The sequence below is a fragment of the Nocardioides speluncae genome, assembly GCF_003121585.1.
Taxonomy (GTDB): Bacteria; Actinomycetota; Actinomycetes; order Propionibacteriales; family Nocardioidaceae; genus Nocardioides; species Nocardioides speluncae.
Genome location: NZ_QEOO01000037.1, coordinates 407,895 through 423,651, shown reverse-complemented (window position 1 = coordinate 423,651; position 15,757 = coordinate 407,895). Strand labels below are relative to the sequence as shown.

The 15,757-nt window shown below is 69.8% G+C and carries 16 protein-coding genes; 8 read left to right on the top strand and 8 right to left on the bottom strand.

Annotated features, from left to right (window positions below; all coding sequences use genetic code 11):
• Positions 1-5: 5 nt before the first annotated feature.
• The 3 genes from DDV73_RS21800 to DDV73_RS21790 all read right to left on the bottom strand — a co-directional run bounded on the left by DDV73_RS21800 (position 6) and on the right by DDV73_RS21790 (position 2,868).
• Entirely contained in the window at positions 6-554 is a 549-nt protein-coding gene (locus DDV73_RS21800) for a hypothetical protein (protein WP_109509344.1), read from the bottom strand.
• 69 nt (positions 555-623) lie between these two features.
• Positions 624-1,274, bottom strand: a complete 651-nt coding sequence (locus tag DDV73_RS21795) for a TetR/AcrR family transcriptional regulator (protein WP_206051019.1) — start codon at positions 1,272-1,274, stop codon at positions 624-626.
• Between the two features lie 91 nt (positions 1,275-1,365).
• Positions 1,366-2,868, bottom strand: a complete 1,503-nt coding sequence (locus DDV73_RS21790; RefSeq protein ID WP_109509343.1) for an MFS transporter — start codon at positions 2,866-2,868, stop codon at positions 1,366-1,368.
• A gap of 196 nt (positions 2,869-3,064) precedes the next feature.
• On the opposite strand from DDV73_RS21790, the gene DDV73_RS21785 reads away from it, so the two are divergent.
• Positions 3,065-4,798, top strand: a complete 1,734-nt coding sequence (locus tag DDV73_RS21785; RefSeq protein ID WP_109509342.1) for a calcium-binding protein — start codon at positions 3,065-3,067, stop codon at positions 4,796-4,798.
• Here DDV73_RS21785 and DDV73_RS21780 read toward each other — a convergent pair.
• A complete protein-coding gene (locus DDV73_RS21780; protein ID WP_109509341.1) occupies positions 4,795-5,397 on the bottom strand; it encodes an ArsR/SmtB family transcription factor in 603 nt (200 codons plus the stop codon). The two genes, DDV73_RS21785 and DDV73_RS21780, sit on opposite strands and share 4 nt — an antisense overlap.
• 60 nt (positions 5,398-5,457) lie before the next feature.
• On the opposite strand from DDV73_RS21780, the gene DDV73_RS21775 reads away from it, so the two are divergent.
• Positions 5,458-6,042, top strand: coding sequence for a dienelactone hydrolase family protein (locus DDV73_RS21775; protein ID WP_109509340.1), 585 nt, complete (start codon positions 5,458-5,460; stop codon positions 6,040-6,042).
• Positions 6,043-6,139: 97 nt separating this feature from the next.
• Here DDV73_RS21775 and DDV73_RS21770 read toward each other — a convergent pair whose 3' ends face one another.
• Complete coding sequence (locus tag DDV73_RS21770) at positions 6,140-6,871, bottom strand: GntR family transcriptional regulator (protein ID WP_240617416.1); 732 nt, start codon at positions 6,869-6,871, stop codon at positions 6,140-6,142.
• Between the two features lie 368 nt (positions 6,872-7,239).
• Here DDV73_RS21770 and DDV73_RS21765 point away from each other — a divergent pair, with 368 nt between their 5' ends.
• Positions 7,240-7,503: a hypothetical protein gene (locus DDV73_RS21765; RefSeq protein ID WP_154402855.1), complete on the top strand. Its 264-nt coding sequence runs from the start codon at positions 7,240-7,242 to the stop codon at positions 7,501-7,503.
• A gap of 108 nt (positions 7,504-7,611) precedes the next feature.
• Here DDV73_RS21765 and dapC read toward each other — a convergent pair whose 3' ends face one another.
• Positions 7,612-8,712 carry a succinyldiaminopimelate transaminase gene (gene dapC, locus DDV73_RS21760; protein ID WP_109509337.1) on the bottom strand — a complete coding sequence of 367 codons (1,101 nt, stop codon included), beginning with the start codon at positions 8,710-8,712 and terminating at the stop codon, positions 7,612-7,614.
• Between the two features lie 6 nt (positions 8,713-8,718).
• The gene (fdxA, locus tag DDV73_RS21755; RefSeq protein WP_109509336.1) at positions 8,719-9,045 is read right to left on the bottom strand and encodes a ferredoxin; all 327 of its coding nucleotides are present in this window, start codon (positions 9,043-9,045) and stop codon (positions 8,719-8,721) included.
• A gap of 82 nt (positions 9,046-9,127) precedes the next feature.
• Here fdxA and DDV73_RS21750 point away from each other — a divergent pair, with 82 nt between their 5' ends.
• Positions 9,128-10,054, top strand: a complete 927-nt coding sequence (locus DDV73_RS21750) for a GNAT family N-acetyltransferase (RefSeq protein ID WP_109509335.1) — start codon at positions 9,128-9,130, stop codon at positions 10,052-10,054.
• On the top strand, positions 10,051-10,998 hold the full coding sequence (locus tag DDV73_RS21745) for a hypothetical protein (RefSeq protein ID WP_109509334.1): 948 nt from the start codon (positions 10,051-10,053) through the stop codon (positions 10,996-10,998). The genes DDV73_RS21750 and DDV73_RS21745 overlap by 4 nt, the downstream gene beginning before the upstream one ends.
• On the opposite strand, the gene DDV73_RS21740 is transcribed toward DDV73_RS21745, so the two are convergent.
• Entirely contained in the window at positions 10,922-12,172 is a 1,251-nt protein-coding gene (locus DDV73_RS21740) for an NAD(P)/FAD-dependent oxidoreductase (RefSeq protein WP_109509333.1), read from the bottom strand. The two genes, DDV73_RS21745 and DDV73_RS21740, sit on opposite strands and share 77 nt — an antisense overlap.
• Before the next feature lie 233 nt (positions 12,173-12,405).
• Between DDV73_RS21740 and aspS the strand changes: the two genes are divergently transcribed.
• From aspS to DDV73_RS21730, 3 genes are all read left to right on the top strand, one after another.
• Positions 12,406-13,704 carry an aspartate--tRNA(Asn) ligase gene (gene aspS, locus DDV73_RS21735; protein WP_109509332.1) on the top strand — a complete coding sequence of 433 codons (1,299 nt, stop codon included), beginning with the start codon at positions 12,406-12,408 and terminating at the stop codon, positions 13,702-13,704.
• A gap of 79 nt (positions 13,705-13,783) precedes the next feature.
• On the top strand, positions 13,784-14,395 hold the full coding sequence (locus DDV73_RS29550) for a KUP/HAK/KT family potassium transporter (protein ID WP_206051017.1): 612 nt from the start codon (positions 13,784-13,786) through the stop codon (positions 14,393-14,395).
• 7 nt (positions 14,396-14,402) lie between these two features.
• Positions 14,403-15,716, top strand: coding sequence for a KUP/HAK/KT family potassium transporter (locus DDV73_RS21730; protein WP_206051016.1), 1,314 nt, complete (start codon positions 14,403-14,405; stop codon positions 15,714-15,716).
• The last annotated feature ends 41 nt before the right edge of the window (positions 15,717-15,757 follow it).

Sequence of the window (15,757 nt, the reverse complement as noted above, 5' to 3'; positions counted from 1 at the left end):
GCTGGTCACCGCCGCAGTCGCCACCCGATCGTGATCGTCCCGTCGTCGGGAACGTCGACAGTCACGTAGTAGGCAGGGCCCATGGTTTGCCACGCATCGAAGGTGAGCCGCTTAGCTCCGATGACGGTTCGCAGGGTCGGCGGGTGGTAGCGCTCGCCCGCGAGGTCACCTGCGCGGCCTACTCCGTCGATGGGCCCGCCGCCGAAGTTCACCACTATCTCCGCCCACCGCTGCGCCGGCTGGCCCTCGGCACACGCTCGGAGCACCGTGGTGGCCTTCTCGGCCGATTCGCGATAGCTGGACACGAGCTCGCCGCCCGGCAGTACAGCATAGGAATCCGAGCCGTAGTCGGCCGCCTCCCAGAGCAGTTCGTAGACCTCACAGCCCCCGAACTCGGCGTTGAGCCGCACGTCCGCAAGCACAAGGGCGTCGTCCGGATTCTCGCGCTCGGCCAGCCGCCCGACTCGCGCCTTGTTGCTGCCGCCCGGGCCGACGGTGTACCAGCCGAGCACTACCGTCACGACCACCGCGACGAGCGTGACCAGGATCAGCACCAGGTGGCGTCTCCTCATACGGGATCCGACGCGGCGACCGCGCCGCCCGTTCCCAGGCAGCGCCGGACGCTACTTCGGCGCCCACCGGGCCGATAGCTCGGCCTCGGTGGGCGCCTCCGCTGGCAATGGACTGTGGGACGGCGGGATGCGGATCCCGTCGAGGATCACCTCGAGGTAGCGCTGCCGCAGCTCGGCTGAGCGCTGCTCGTCGCCGAGCCGGTAGGACGACAGCAGTTCGAAGATCGCGGCCATGTCGCTGAGCTCGAAGTCCTCGCGGATCACCCCGGCGGCGCGAGTGCGCTCCATCAGCCGTCGGTTGAGCTCGAAGGCCTTCACCGAGTCCTCCCAGTGCTCCTGAGTCGGCGTGAACGTACCGGCCAGCTTGACCGTGAGCGCGCTGGTGCCGGCGTCCACGGCGTTGCGCATGAACCGCGCGAACGACTCCCACGCGTCGCCCTCGTCGGCCACCGCCTCCTCCGCGACCGCGACGTAGGTGCGCAGCCCGTCCAGGCAGAGCTTGGCGAGCAGCTCCTCCTTGCTCGGGTAGCGGCGGTAGAGCGCGCTGATGCCCACGCCGGCGCGTTCGGCGACGTTCGCGATCGGCGCCTCCGGGTTGGCGATGAACACCGCTCGCGCGGCCTCGAGGATCGCCTCATCGTTGCGTGCGGCCTGGGCCTTCCGGCCCGACATCGGAGCGGGCTTGCGGGCAGCTTCGGACATGTCTCTCACCTTATTCATCGTTCTCCTCCTGTTGCGGGTAGGCCGAAGGCCCGGCGCGTGCTGCACCGGGCCGACGGGTTGTTGGGATTGGTCACCACTCCTGGGCCTTGGCCTTCTTCGGCAGCCAGAAGGCGATGCCGAAGGCGGTGGCGGTCAGCGCGATCGTGAGCACGGTGACGACCTGGGCCGCGTCGACGAACGACGTCAGGTTGGTGCCGACGATGCTGAAGAACACCGTGCCGAGCACTGCGATGCCGAGCGAGGCTCCGAGCTGCTGGAAGGACTCGAGGATGCCGGACGCCGAGCCCACCTCGTGGTCGGCCAGGTCGGCGACGATGATGTCGTAGAGCGGGATGAAGATCATGCCCATGCCGGCGCCGTACCCGAAGAGCGGGATGGACAGCTCGGCGAAGCCGATCGCGCCCTCGGCGGAGGCGAACACCGCGAGCAGTCCGACCAGACCGACGATCATGACCGCCAGGCCGATGTGCAGGATCGCGCGGCCGAGCTTGGTCATCAGCGTCGCGCCGACCGCCGTACCGATGAAGGCGCCGATCGGCATCGTCACCTGGGCCAGGCTGGCGTCGATGGCCGACATGTGCAGGCCGAGCTGCAGGTACATCCCGACCGCGAGACCGAAGCCGACGCAGGAGCCGAAGAACGCGACCACGAAGACCACACCGGACACGTAGGACCGCTTGGCGAAGACGCTCAGCTCGACCAGGCCGGTGCGGCCCGAGGCGGTACGGCGACGCTGGTGGATGACGAAGGCGGCGAAGACGGGAACCGAGGCGGCCAGGGCGACCAGGGTCCAGGTCGGCCAGCCGAGCTCACGACCGGCAACCAGCGGGTAGACCAGCAGGAACATCCCGGCACCGGCGATCGCGGCACCCACACCGTCGAGGCGCTCACCGCGAGCGGTCGGAGCGAACTTCGGCAGCACCTTGGCGCCGACGACGGCGGCGACCGCACCCAGCGGCAGGTTGATCGCGAAGATCGCGCGCCAGCCGAGGCCGGCCAGGTCGGCCTCGATCAGCAGTCCACCGACCACGGGACCGGCGATCGTGGCCAAGCCGATGGCCGGGCCGAACGCGGCGTACGCCTTGCCCATGTCCTTGCCGAACATGTCCCGGATCAGGCCGAAGCACTGGGGCACCATCAGCGCCGCGAACGCGCCCTGCACCGCCCGCGCCCCGATCAGCGACTCCGGCGACCAGGCGGCCGCACAGCCGAGCGAGGCGGCCAGGAAGCCGGCGACGCCGACCATGAACATCTGCTTGCGTCCGTAGATGTCGCCGAGCCGGCCGCCGACCAGCAGGCCGACCGCCAGCGCCAGCAGGTAGCCCGCCGCGATCCACTGCAGCGTGGTCGCCGAGCCGCCCAGGTCGGACTGGATCGACGGCGCCGCGATGATGCTCACCGTCCCGTCGAGCAGGTTCAGCAGCGTCGCCGCCAGGATCGCCGCGAGGCCGACCCAGCGGCGCGGGAACACGTCCTCGGGAGCACCGGCGACCTGGCTGGCCACCGCCTCGACGGTCTCGACGGCTTCTAGAACGACCGGGTGGTACGCGGCGGGAGGAGCTTCGACAGTCATCTCTCTGGCCCTTCAGCTGTTTGGAACGGAACGGAATTTCTTGTTCCACTATAGCAGAACGGAATGCTTCATTCCACAACTTCGCCAGAAGATTTCTGAGCAGATCCGGCCTTGAGTTGAGCCAAACCGGGTACGGCGGGGGCGCGGTGGCCCTACGTTCTCGCCCGGAGAGTCCGCACACCGAAGGGTCGCCCACATGCTTGCTCGCTTCGCCGTCCTGCTCGGCCTCCTGGCCGCCTCGTTAGTCGCCGTCGTCGTCACCGGGTCGCCGGCAACGGCGGACTTCACCTGCATGGGGAGGCCGGCCACGAAGGTCCTCGGCTTGAACGAGACGACCTGGACCGGCACCGAAGCCAGCGACGTAGTCCTCGGCAACAGCAACGACGAGACGGTCTACGGCCTAGGTGGCATTGACTACTTCTGTCTCGGCGGCGGCAACGACACGATGTGGGGTGGGGCCGGAGAGGACAGCTTCGAGGCCGACCCCGGCAACGACACGATGTGGGGCGGCGACGGCGACGACGTTGCGGTGTTCGAGCACGCCCCGAACCCGGTCCAGGTCGACCTGGCCGCCACCGAAGCCGACGGCATGGGCCACGACGACCTCAACGACATCAACTCGGTCATCGGCTCGCCGTACGCCGACCGGATCGTCGGCTCATCGGGGGGCGACATCCTCTACGGACGCGGCGGCAACGACGAGCTGATCGGGGGCGAAGGATCCCGGGACTACCTTGACGGCGAGGCCGGTTCCGACTACGTCGACGGTGGGGTCGGGCCGGACACGGTGGCCGGCGGCGACGGCCCCGACCACCTGATCGGCGGGCCCGACGACGACTTGATCGTCGGCGACTTCGCCGGTCCCGGCAGTGGCGACTGGGTCGACTACTCCGATGCCGAAGACGCGGTCAACGTCGATCTGACCAGCAAGCTTGCGTACGGGGGCGCGGGCATCGACGAGCTTCAAGGAATCTGGAACGTCATCGGCAGCAGTTTCGGCGACGTCCTTGTCGGCAATGACAACGCGAACATCCTCCGCGGCGGCGGAGGCAACGACCTGCTCGACCTGCGTGGAGGCGATGACGTCGTCGCGGGCGGCCCAGGCAACGACCAGGTGAACGGCGGGCTGGGCACTGACACGGTCAGCTTCGCCGACGCCACATCTCCGGTGTCCGCCAGCCTGAAGACGCAGTCGGCCACCGGCACCAGCGCCGGCAGCGACCGTTGGACCGACATCGAGCGGCTGACCGGGTCGCCGTACGCCGACACGCTGCGGGCGGGCGCGGCCGGCGCCGTACTCAACGGCCTCGCCGGCAACGACCGCCTCTTCGGCGGCACCGGCGCTGACCGGTTCGTCGGCGGCACCGGCAGTGACACCGTCGACTACGCCGGCGCAGGCAAGGCAGTCAATGCCAGTCTGACCACTGGTAACGCGAGCGGCCAGGGCACCGACACCTTCAGCTCGGTGGAGAACCTCGGCGGCTCGAAGTACGCAGACACCCTCACGGGCAACAATGCCGCCAACGTCCTCAGCGGCCGCGCCGGCAACGACCGGCTGACCGGTCTTCGCGGCAACGACCGGCTCGACGGCAGCACCGGCACCGACAGCGTCGACTTCGCGGCCTCCACGGCTGGGCTGCGGATCGACCTCGGCAGAGGTACGGCGACCGGTGACGGCTCCGACCGGCTTGGGTCGGTGGAATGGGCGTTCGGGTCACGGTTCGCCGACCAGATCGTCGGCAGCTCCACCAACAACCGGATCGAGGGCCGCGGCGGCAACGACACGGTGAAGGGCGCCGGCGGGAACGACACCCTCTTCGGCCACGCCGGCAGCGACTTCCTCACGGGTGGCGTCGGCACCGACAACTGCAACGGCGGCGCCGGCCGCGACCGCCAGGCCACCTGTGAGCGGCGTACCTCGATCCCCTAGCCCGCGTCCGGCCGATCGTGGTCGGGCGCCTCGACCTCGGGCAAGGTCGGCGCATCGGTGGGATAGAGGCCGGCGACGAAGCCGTAGACCTGGTCGCCTGCGCGCGGGATCTGGGTGAACCTGCGGGCCACCTCCTGCACCTCGGCCCAGAAGGCGCGGACGTCCTCGACCGGAATCCGTGCGTGCACGAGGGTGCAGCGCAGAGTGTCGGCCTCCTTGGCCTGGCGCGACTCGCCGTACGCCGTGGCCACCCCGTCCACAACGGCAGCCAGGGCGACGTCCTCGTCGGAGCTGAGCGCGCCGATGTAGATGGTGCGAGCGACCCGGCCGTAGTAGCGCTCCTCGATCGCGCGCACCCGTCGGGTGCGGACCACCTTGAGGAGACCAGCGTCGACGAGCTGGTTCACGTGGTAGGACACCGTGCTCTTCGGCCGGTCGATGGCGACCGCCATCTCAGTGACCGTGGCCGCGCGCTCCAGGACCAGCTCGAGCAGGGCGCCCCGCAGCTCATGGGCCAGCGCGCGCAGCTGGGCCGACGTGGAGACCACGAGCATCTCGTCGAGCTCATAGTCCGGAATCTGCTCGGTATTGACTGACATTCCTGGATCATTCTAGAGTCTTGGATCAATCGAGTTATTTCAAAGATACAGGAGTTTGACATGCCAGAGGTGCTGCTCTTCCACCACGTGCAGGGACTGACGGACGGCGTACGCGCGTTCGCAGCGGACCTGCAGTCGGGTGGGCACACCGTGCACACGCCGGACCTCTTCGACGGGCACACCTTCGAGTCCATCGAGGACGGCTTCGCCTATCTGAAGTCTCTGGACGGCGAGAAAATGGGACGCCGGGTCGAGGCCGTTACCTCCGGGCTCCCGGCCGATCTGGTCTACGCCGGCTTCTCCTGGGGCGTCCCGCGGGCTCAGCTGCTCACCCAGACCCGGCCCGGCGCCCGCGGCGCGCTGCTGTACGAGTCCTGCATCCCGATCGTCGGCGAGGACGCCTTCGGCCCCTGGCCCGAGGGGGTGCCGGTGCAGGTCCACGGCGCCAAGGGCGACGAGTTCTTCCAGGAGGACCTCCCGGCCGCCGAGGAACTGGTCAAGACCTTGGGCTCCGACCTGGCCGAGCTGTTCGTCTACCCCGGCGAGCAGCACCTGTTCGCCGACCGCAGCCTGGCGTCGTACGACGAAGCCGCCGCCAAGCTGCTCACCCAGCGATCGCTGGACTTCCTCGCACGCCTGGGCTGACACCCAGGGGCCACGTCCGCGTCCACCAGGTCGGATAGCCGTCACGAAATGGTTGTTGCCGGCGGCCGCAGCCAACCGTTTCGTGACGGACTACGTGTCAGAACTCGTCGGCGCCGGCGACCTGGCCGATCGGGAAGATGTGGCGGGACGCTGCGCAGATCGTCTCCAACGCGTGGACCGGCGTGTCCTCGGTGCTATAGCTCGTGCGCAATACCTGGACGACCCACTCGCCGGAGTCGAGCTCAAGGGTCTCCCGCTCGAAGAGCGACGCCGACCGCGCGACCAGTGTCTCCTCGGCTCGCCCGAAGGCGTAACCCAGGTCCAACAGCGCCGACTGGAGGGTCGGACGGACGAACTCCGGTTCAGCGAGCCTGGTGTCCGCGAAAAGATCCGCTCTGAAGTACGACGTGGCGATCCGCACCGGGACGTCGTTGGCGAACATCATCTTCCTTCGCGCGACGACGTCCTCGCCCGGCTCTACATTCAGAGCGTGGGCCACATGCTCGGATGCTGACTCAAGCCCGATGTACAGCATCTTCCGGTCCGCTTTGATGCCCTGCCGCTCGGCTTCGACCAGGAAGAGGCTGACACTGCCGCGGACAGCGGGGGGCGTAGGTAGTGCTCGCTGGACGAGTACTCGGGGAGCCGGGCTCTCCGGCGGCGACGGCGCCTTCGCCGTCGACCCCTTCGCGATCTGCGAAATGCGCGGCGGTGTCACACCGAGAGCCGATGCGATCTGCTCCCGCGATATGCCCTCTGCACGTGCGTCTGCGACGGCCTGTCGGCGGTAGCGCGCGGCCGCGTCGGTCAGGCCTTGATCCTCGGTCATGAGCACCGTCAAAGCTCGGGCTCGCTCCAGTGGGTCCGGGATCGATGCGGCTTCGTGCAGGGTCCGAACATCCATGCCGTGCATCCTCCCAGACCTTCCGAAACGGGGCTAACCCACGGCCAAGGCGCAAGGTGCCGCCACCGATCGCAGGGATTGTTAGGGGGGTTACCCACCTGCTACCTTCGATAGGTAACCCCACTAACCATTAGCCCGGTAACCGAAGGAGTCACCATGATGTGGCTGCTGTTCTCAGCGGTGTGCGTCAGCGCCGTTCTCTGGCTCGTCAGCGAATACCGGCACCTGACCCGCGACGGAGATGGGCGGCACCGGAAACGAAGACTGCCCGTGTCGGTCACCCGTACGTGCCGGTGACGCCGGACCTGGAAGAGGCGGCACGACGCGCGCTGAACGCGATCGTCGTCCTGGAGACCATCGAGGACGGTGAGCCGCCCGCGTCGGCCCCAGAGAGCGAGTGGGAGGAGTGGCAGCGAACCTCGCACCGACCGGCGTACCGAGCGTGGACCCAGGCGATGGATCGACTCGAGCAAGCGCTCGGGGACGACTTCCCGGGCCGGGAATGCCGAGCGTGGGTGCCGGTCTGCGTCCGGATACTCAGCGGCGAGCTGCGCTAATCCGGGTGGTCGACCAGCGAGCAACGAGCGTCGTCGAGACGAGACCCGGCGGGTGTGGTCTCGACGACGCTCGTTGGCGCTCGCTTGCTCGACTACCTGTGCGCTCACTCAGGAAAGGCGGGCGACGGCGGCGTCGACGCTCTCGTCGGTGGCGGTGAAGGCGATCCGGACGTGCTGGGCGCCGGCGGTGCCGTAGAAGGTGCCGGGGGCGACCAGGATGCCGCGGTCGGCGAACCAGGAGACGGTGTCGAGAGCCGGCTCGCCGCGGGTCGTCCAGAGGTAGAGCGCGGCCTCGGAGTGGTCGATGGTGAAGCCGGCGGCGGTCAGGGCGGCCTTGAGCTTGGCCCGGCGGGCGGCGTACCGGGCGTGCTGCTCGGCGACGTGCGCGTCGTCGTCGAGGGCGGCGACCATGGCGGCCTGCTGCGGGGCGGGCAGGATCAGGCCGAGGTTCTTGCGTACGGCGAGCAGCTCGGCGACCAGCGCCGGATCGCCGGCAACGAAGGCGCACCGGTAGCCCGCGAGGTTGGAGCGCTTGGAGAGCGAGTGGACGCTCAGCACACCGTCGTACGAGCCGCCGCAGACGTCCGGGTGCAGCACCGAGACCGGCGGCGTCCCCTCCCACGCCTCCTCGAGGTAGCACTCGTCGGAGACCAGGATCGCGCCGCGCTCACGGCACCAGTCGACCATCTTCTTGAGATGCTCGGCGGGCAGCACCCGCCCGGTCGGGTTGGACGGCGAGTTCACCCAGACCAGGGCCGGGGTCTCCGGGCCGAGGCTGGTAAGCGAGTCGGTGGCAACCGCACGGGCGCCCGCGAGCCGGGCGCCCACCTCGTACGTCGGGTAGGCCAGCTCGGGGTAGACGACCAGGTCGCCCTCCCCCAACCCCAGGTACGACGGCAGCGTGGCGATCAGCTCCTTGGAGCCGATCGTCGGCAGCACGCCGTCCAGCCCGAGCCCGGTGACCCCGAACCTGCGGGCCAGCCAGTCGACCGCGGCCTGCCGGGTCTCCGGCCGACCGATCGTGGTCGGGTAGCCGGGCGCGTCGGTGGCAGCAGCGAGCGCCTTCTGGACGACCTCAGGAGTGGGGTCGACCGGCGTACCGATCGAGAGGTCTACCAAGCCGTCTGGGTGCTGCCGGGCGCGCTCGGCGTACGCCGACAGCGAGTCCCACGGAAAGTCGGGAAGCCGAGCGGAGACGAGGTCGGGCACGCGTGACTACTCGTTGTGCTCCTGCGGCGGGAGCGCAGCGACGACCGCGTGGTCCTTGTCGATCTCGCCCATCTTCGCGGCACCGCCGGGCGAGCCGAGGTCGTCGAAGAACTCCACGTTGGCCTTGTAGTAGTCCTTCCACTGCTCAGGCGTGTCGTCTTCGTAGAAGATCGCCTCCACCGGGCAGACCGGCTCGCATGCGCCGCAGTCGACGCACTCGTCCGGGTGGATGTACAACATCCGCTTGCCTTCGTAGATGCAGTCGACCGGACACTCGTCAACACAGGCGCGGTCCTTCAAGTCGACACACGGCTGAGCGATGACGTAGGTCATCTGAATCCTCCAGAGGTTCGTGCTGGATGCTTGGACCGGTCTTGCGGGTCCCGGTCACCTACAGCCTAGTATCCCGGTAGTGATGTCCAGGGATGAGCCCCACGATGTGAGCGAGCACCTGCTAGGCCCGCATGTCGTCGGGCGGCGGGTCGTTGTCCGACGCGTCGTACCCGGTGAGACCGGGCCATCCGGAGGCCCGCTGCTGACCGACGTCATCGGCCACTGCGAGGCGTGGGTCGACAACCACGTGATGGTGCGCCGCGACGACGGCACCGCGGTGGCGATCCCGCTGGCCGACATCGTGTCCGGGAAGCCGGTGCCGCCACGGCCGTCGGTACGGCTCCGGATCACGCCGCTGGAGGCCCAGCTGCGCTCGATCGCGATGTGGCCGGACGTGGTGACCGAGCAGCTCGGCGACTGGGTGCTGCGCTCCGCGTCCGATCCGGTACGGCGCGCCAACTCCGCGCTGGCGATGGGCCAGCCCGGCACGTCCTTCAGCGGTGCGGTGGAGCGGATCGTGGAGTTCTACAGCGCCAAGGACACCAAGCCGATCGTGATGGTCGAGGCCGACTCCGACGTCTGCGCGTCGTTCCAGGGCTCCGGCTGGGTGGTCGACCGGCCGCACGAGCCGGACACGCTGTTCCTGGTGTCCTCGGTCTGGCAGGCGATCCGGGCGCTGCAGAACGTCGAGCGCGATGACCTGGTGCTGACCGAGGACGGGCCGCGGCTGGAGGCGCACGTCGGTGACGTGGCGCGGGCCCGCGCGGCGTACGACCGCGACTGGCTGGGGCTGCACGCACTGAACGTAGAGCCGTCCCGGCGCCGCCAGGGGCTCGCGCTCGCGCTGGTCGACGCGATGCTCGAGTGGGGCGCCGAACGCGGCGCGACCACGGCGTACCTGCAGGTGCTGGAGGACAACGTGGCCGCCAGGGGCCTCTACGAGCGGCTCGGCTTCACCGTCCACCACGCCTACCGGTACCTCACGCCGGGGCCACAGGCACGGGTATGACCGACGGCCCGCGCGACGGGCGCGGGAAGTGCCTGCCAGCAGCGGGGATCGCCGTACTCCTGCTGAGCCTGGCGCTCACCTCTTGCGCCCGCGAGCCCGGCGACGTCGACGAGACCGCGGACCGGGTCGCCGACATCCCCGGCGTCGTGGCCGCGGACGCCGACTGGGAGAAGGGCCCGAGCTGGAAGGTGCACGACGAGGGCGTGGTGGCCGTCGCCATCGGCGCCGACCCCGACCCGGCCGGCCTGGCCGACCTGGTCAGCGAGGTGTACGACGTCACCGACGGCGTCGACTGGTGCACCCGGGTCGCATTCGTGGCTGCGGACAAGCCGGACGCGTCGGCGTACATCGCCTTCCCCGGCAGCAAGGTCGACCGGCAGCGAGCGTCCTCGCTGGTCACCGGGGAGCAGCCCGACCCCGAGACGGACACTGCGCGGCTGCTGAAGACGATCGTCGACGCCGGCCGGGCGACCGGCTCGTCGGTGCAGGGGCACCCGATCGGCAGCAACCTCGCGATCACCATGCTCGACGCCGGCGCCGCCGCCGACTGGCCCGCCGTACTCAGCCGGCTGGCGGCGGTCGAGCAGCCCTCCAGCGTCTCATGGACGGTCTCGGGAGAGGACTTCTCGTTCAACCTCGACGCGGCGATCGCGAAGTCGACCGCGGTGCGCTGGGACGAGTTCATGGCCGGCCTGACCGACCTGCCGGAGGTGAAGGTGACCGCCCGCGAGGGCAACGGCCAGTACTTCACCGTGACCTACCAGGCCGACGACGCCCGAGCCGCGACCCGCGTGCTGACGAAGAAGGTCGGTCCGGCGGCACGCCGGCTCGCGGCCCGCGCCGGCGTCGACTCGGTGACCGTGAACGTCACCGACGGGACGAGCCAGTACGACGCCTGGTGGGGCCGCGGGAGCCAGACCCCGGGCCGCTGGCACCAACGGTGAACCGGTCCGGAGACAGCCACGGCTGAGTCTGTGCCTGGGTGATCAGCCGAGCGCTGGCCGGCGCGAGGATCAGCCCCCACATGCCGTGTCCGGTCGCGACGGAGACAGCGGGGACGCGTTTCGACGTGCCGACGATCGGTACGCCGTCCGAGGTGCACGGCCGGTCCCCCGCCCACCGGTCGATGACCGGCTGGCCCGCCAGTCCCGGCAGCACCTTGGCGGCGACCTCGAGCAGCGCGTCGGCGCGGGACAGCTGCGCGGGCCGGGTCTCGTCGCCGAACTCGATGGAGCCGCACACCCGGACCCGGTCGGCGAGGGGCGTCACCACGATCCGGTGCTCCTTGATCCGGACCGGGAGCCGCGGCACCGCAGCGCTGTCGCCGACGGCCACGTCGACGACGTACCCGCGACCGCCGCGCAGCGGCAGGTGCAGGCCGACCTGGGCCGCCAGCGCCGCCGACCCGAGACCTGCCGCGAGGACGACGTGGTCCGCGCTGACGGTCTCGGCCGGGGTGACCAGCTCGACGCCTCGTCCCGCCGGCCGCAGGCTGCTGACGCTGGTGCCGAACCGCAGCTCGGCGCCGTGGCTGATGGCGTCGTCGAGGGTGGCGGTCACGTAGCTCCGGCTCTCGAGGGTCCACTCCTCGTCGTGGTGGGTGCCACCGGCCACCTCGGCGAGACCGGGCTCGAGCTCGCGCAGCCGCTCTGGGTCGATCAGGCCGGCCGCCCGGCGAGGCAAGCGGAGGTAGACGTCGATCGCACCGGTCTTGCGCAGCGTCGGACTGAGACCCTGAGCGGCCAGGTCGCGGTGCAGGCGGGTGCTCTCGTGGGCGAGCTCGCGGAGCCGTTCCTGGGCAACGCGCGCCCGGCCCGGCGCCGCCGAGGCGGTCAGCCCGCCGAGCCACGCCGCGAGGCCTCGCGCCGGGCGGACCCGCACCGCCGGCGGACGGCGCATCATCTGCACCGGTGCCTCGCTCAGCAGGGCCGGCGTCGCCAGCGGAGTCACGTGGTCCGGCGCCAGGATCGCGGCGTTGGCGTACGAGCAGCCGCCGCCGATCCCAGGCGCCTGATCGAGTACGACGACGCGCGCGCCCCCGCGCGCCAGGTCGCGGGCGACGCTGGCGCCGACAACGCCGGCGCCGATCACCGCATAGTCGAACCGGGTCGATGCCATGATCCCGACGCTAGCGCGGAACCCCTTTGAAGATCCGCCGGCATCCGTCCTACCCTTTTCCCGGCGGCTATGAGGCCTGACGAACCTCCCACCCTCGATGGCGGAGTGCGGCGGCCCGCGCGTGCGGCGTACCGACGAGAGGCTTGCGACCAGCAAGCAAAGGTGTGGTGGCACCGCGACCTAGTCCCCGCCCACACCTCCAGGACTGAACAGCGACCTGGAGGTGATTCTCAATGAGCACGACCAAGCGCACCCTGTGCGCGCAACTCCCCCACGCCACACCCGGCGACGCCGTACGGCTCCAAGGCTGGGTACACCGGCGCCGCGAGCTGGCGGCGGTGACGTTCCTGGTGCTCCGCGACCGGACCGGCCTGGCACAGGTGGTGGTCAAGGACGGCGACGCCCTCAAGAGCGTCAGCGAGGCGCCCGAGGAGACCACCGTCGAGGTGATCGGGACGGTGACGGCCAACGAGGCGGCACCGGGCGGGGTCGAGATCACCGACCCGGCGATCACCCTGTTGACCGAGCCGGCCGCCACGCCGCCGGTGGAGCTGTGGCGGCCGAGCCTGTCCGCGTCGCTGCCGACGCTCCTGGACAACGCCCCGGTGACCTGGCGGCACCCCGCCCAGCGCGCCCGCTGGGAGCTGGCAGCGGCCACCGTCCGCGGCTTCCGCGCGACCCTGGACGCCGCCGGGTTCACCGAGGTGCAGACGCCGAAGTTCGTGGCCTCGGCGACAGAGTCGGGGGCGAACGTCTTCGTGGTCGACTACTTCGGCCGGCCGGCGTACCTCGCCCAGAGCCCGCAGTTCTACAAGCAGCAGCTGGTCGGCGTCTTCGAGCGCGTCTACGAGGTCGGGCCGGCGTTCCGCGCCGAGCCGCACGACACCGTGCGGCACCTGGCGGAGTACGTCTCGCTCGACGTGGAGCTCGGCTTCGTCCAGGACCACCGCGACGTGCTGGCCGTGCTCCGTGACGTGGTCGCCGGGATGGTCGCCGGAGTCCGGGAGTACGCCGCGCCCGCTGTCGAGCGGACCGGCGCCGAGCTGCCGGTGGTGCCCGCCGAGATCCCGGTCATCCACTTCGCCGACGCCCTCGCGCTGGTCGGCGCTCCGGAGGACGAGCCGGACCTGGCGCCGGAGCACGAGCGCGCCCTCGGTGAGTGGGCCAGGCGCGAGCACGGCAGCGACTTCCTGGCCGTCGAGGGCTACCCGATGGTGAAGCGGCCGTTCTACACCCATCCCCAGCCGGGTGACGAGAGGTGGTCCAACAGCTTCGACCTGCTGTTCCGGGGGCTGGAGCTGGTGACGGGCGGACAGCGGCTGCACCGGCACTCGGACTACGTCGCGGCGATCACGGCCAACGGCGAGGACCCGGCGACGTACGCGTCGTACCTGCAGTCGTTCGCGCACGGGATGCCGCCACACGGCGGCTTCGCCATCGGCCTGGAGCGGTGGACGGCGCGACTGGTGGAGGCGGCCAACATCCGCGAGGTCACGCTCTTCCCGCGCGACCTGAACCGGCTAGCCCCGTAGAAGGGCTCTAACGGGTTCCTAACGCCGAACGTGTCGCTGGTCATGCCCTCCAGGCCATCCCACTGGCAGCATGACCGCCGTGACGACGCGTACAGACGCGCCCAAGACCACTCCCAGCCCCAAGCAGTCGGCGCTTGCCCTCGGGGCGCTGGGAGTGGTCTTCGGCGACATCGGAACCAGCCCGATCTACACGATCTCGACGGTCTTCAACCCCGAGGACCCGCACCCGGTCCCGGCGGACGCGATCGACAACATCTTCGGCGTGGTCTCGCTGATCTTCTGGTCGGTGACGATCATCGTCACGCTCAAGTACGTCACGCTCGTGCTGCGCGCCGACAATGACGGCGAGGGCGGCATCCTGGCGCTGATCACGCTGATCGCCCGCCGCGGCGCTCGCGGTGGCAGGCGGACCAAGGCCGTGCTGGCGGCGCTCGGCATCTTCGGCGCGGCGCTGTTCTTCGGCGACAGCATGATCACGCCGGCGATCTCGGTGCTCTCGGCAGTCGAGGGGCTGGAGCTGGTCAACCCCGACCTGGAGCGGTTCGTGCTGCCGATCACCGCGGTAATCATCGTGCTGCTGTTCCTGAGCCAGCGCCTCGGCTCCGGGAAGGTCGGCAGCCTGTTCGGACCGGTGATGGTCGTCTGGTTCCTGACGATCGGCACCCCTCGGGATCACCGGCATCGCCGATGAGCCGGAGGTGCTCAAGGCGCTGCTGCCGACGTACGCGCTGGGCTTCCTGGTCAACCACTTCGGGATCGCCTTCTTTGCGCTCGCCGCCGTGGTGCTCGCAGTCACCGGCGCGGAGGCGCTGTACGCCGACCTCGGCCACTTCGGCCGGCCGGCGATCACCAAGGCCTGGCTGATCCTGGTCTTCCCGGCCTGCATCTGCAGCTACCTCGGCCAGGGCGCGCTGCTCCTGCAGGACCCGTCGACCGCCGGCAGCCTAACCTTCTTCCGGCTCGCTCCGGAGTGGGGCGAGCTGCCACTGGTCCTGCTCGCGACGGCTGCCACCGTGATCGCCTCGCAGTCGGTGATCACGGGCGCGTTCTCGGTCGCTCGCCAGGCGGCTCAGATCGGCTACCTGCCGCGGCTGCGGATCCTGCACACCTCGGCAGAGACGATCGGCCAGATCTGCGTGCCGTTCGTCAACTGGGCGCTGATGATCGGCGTACTCATCCTGGTCTTCTCCTTCAAGACCTCGATCGCGCTCGCGTTCGCGTTCGGGATGGCGGTCACAGGCACCGTCACGATCACCACGATCATCTTCTTCTACTACGTCTACACGCACTGGAAGAAGCCGCTGTGGCTGGTGCTGCTCGGCGGCGCGTTCTTCCTCAGCCTCGAGCTGCTGTTCCTCGGCGCGAACCTCACAAAGCTCGCCCACGGCGCCTGGCTGCCGCTGCTGATCGGCGTCGTGGTGTTCACGATCCTGACCACCTGGCAGCGCGGCCGCGCGCTGGTCACTCAGCAGCGCGAGGCCGTCGAGGGCGACCTGCAGGAGTTCGTCGACGAGCTGCACGAGACCGACCCGCCGCTTCCGCGGGTGCCGGGGACGGCGGTCTTCCTCAACCGCGGCAAGGACACCGCGCCGCTGGCGATGCGCGCCAACGTCGACCACAACCGGATCCTGCACGAGAAGGTGCTGATCGCCTCGATCGAGACCAAGAACGTGCCGCACGTCCCGGACTCCGAGCGGGTCGTGGTCGACGACCTGGAGTGGGGCGACGACAACATCGCCCACGTCACCCTCTTCTTCGGCTACATGCAGGAGCCCAAGATCCCCGCCGCGCTGCGGCTGGCCGCACGCGAGCCGCTGGAGTTCGAGCTGGACGTCGACGACGTGTCGTACTTCCTGTCCACCATCGAGCTCAAGGTCGGTGACCGCCCGGGCATGAGCAAGTGGCGCAAGCGACTCTTCGTGGCCACGTCGGGCATCACCGCCGACGCCGCGGAGTACTTCGGCCTGCCCCGGGACCGCACCGTGATCATGGGCTCGCAGATCGAGGTCTAGCGCCGGCTACGACTGGATGGCGCAAGGAACTAGAGAAACCT

What these genes read in the sequence shown, in the direction of transcription:
- DDV73_RS21740 (WP_109509333.1), bottom strand. Translation starts at nt 12,172, where the DNA reads ATGGCATCGACCCGGTTCGACTATGCGGTGATCGGCGCCGGCGTTGTC.
- DDV73_RS21770 (WP_240617416.1), bottom strand. Translation starts at nt 6,871, where the DNA reads ATGACCGAGGATCAAGGCCTGACCGACGCGGCCGCGCGCTACCGCCGA.
- DDV73_RS21750 (WP_109509335.1), top strand. Translation starts at nt 9,128, where the DNA reads ATGTCCAGGGATGAGCCCCACGATGTGAGCGAGCACCTGCTAGGCCCG.
- DDV73_RS21790 (WP_109509343.1), bottom strand. Translation starts at nt 2,868, where the DNA reads ATGACTGTCGAAGCTCCTCCCGCCGCGTACCACCCGGTCGTTCTAGAA.
- DDV73_RS21795 (WP_206051019.1), bottom strand. Translation starts at nt 1,274, where the DNA reads ATGTCCGAAGCTGCCCGCAAGCCCGCTCCGATGTCGGGCCGGAAGGCC.
- aspS (WP_109509332.1), top strand. Translation starts at nt 12,406, where the DNA reads ATGAGCACGACCAAGCGCACCCTGTGCGCGCAACTCCCCCACGCCACA.
- DDV73_RS21775 (WP_109509340.1), top strand. Translation starts at nt 5,458, where the DNA reads ATGCCAGAGGTGCTGCTCTTCCACCACGTGCAGGGACTGACGGACGGC.
- DDV73_RS21785 (WP_109509342.1), top strand. Translation starts at nt 3,065, where the DNA reads ATGCTTGCTCGCTTCGCCGTCCTGCTCGGCCTCCTGGCCGCCTCGTTA.
- DDV73_RS21780 (WP_109509341.1), bottom strand. Translation starts at nt 5,397, where the DNA reads ATGTCAGTCAATACCGAGCAGATTCCGGACTATGAGCTCGACGAGATG.
- fdxA (WP_109509336.1), bottom strand. Translation starts at nt 9,045, where the DNA reads ATGACCTACGTCATCGCTCAGCCGTGTGTCGACTTGAAGGACCGCGCC.
- DDV73_RS21745 (WP_109509334.1), top strand. Translation starts at nt 10,051, where the DNA reads ATGACCGACGGCCCGCGCGACGGGCGCGGGAAGTGCCTGCCAGCAGCG.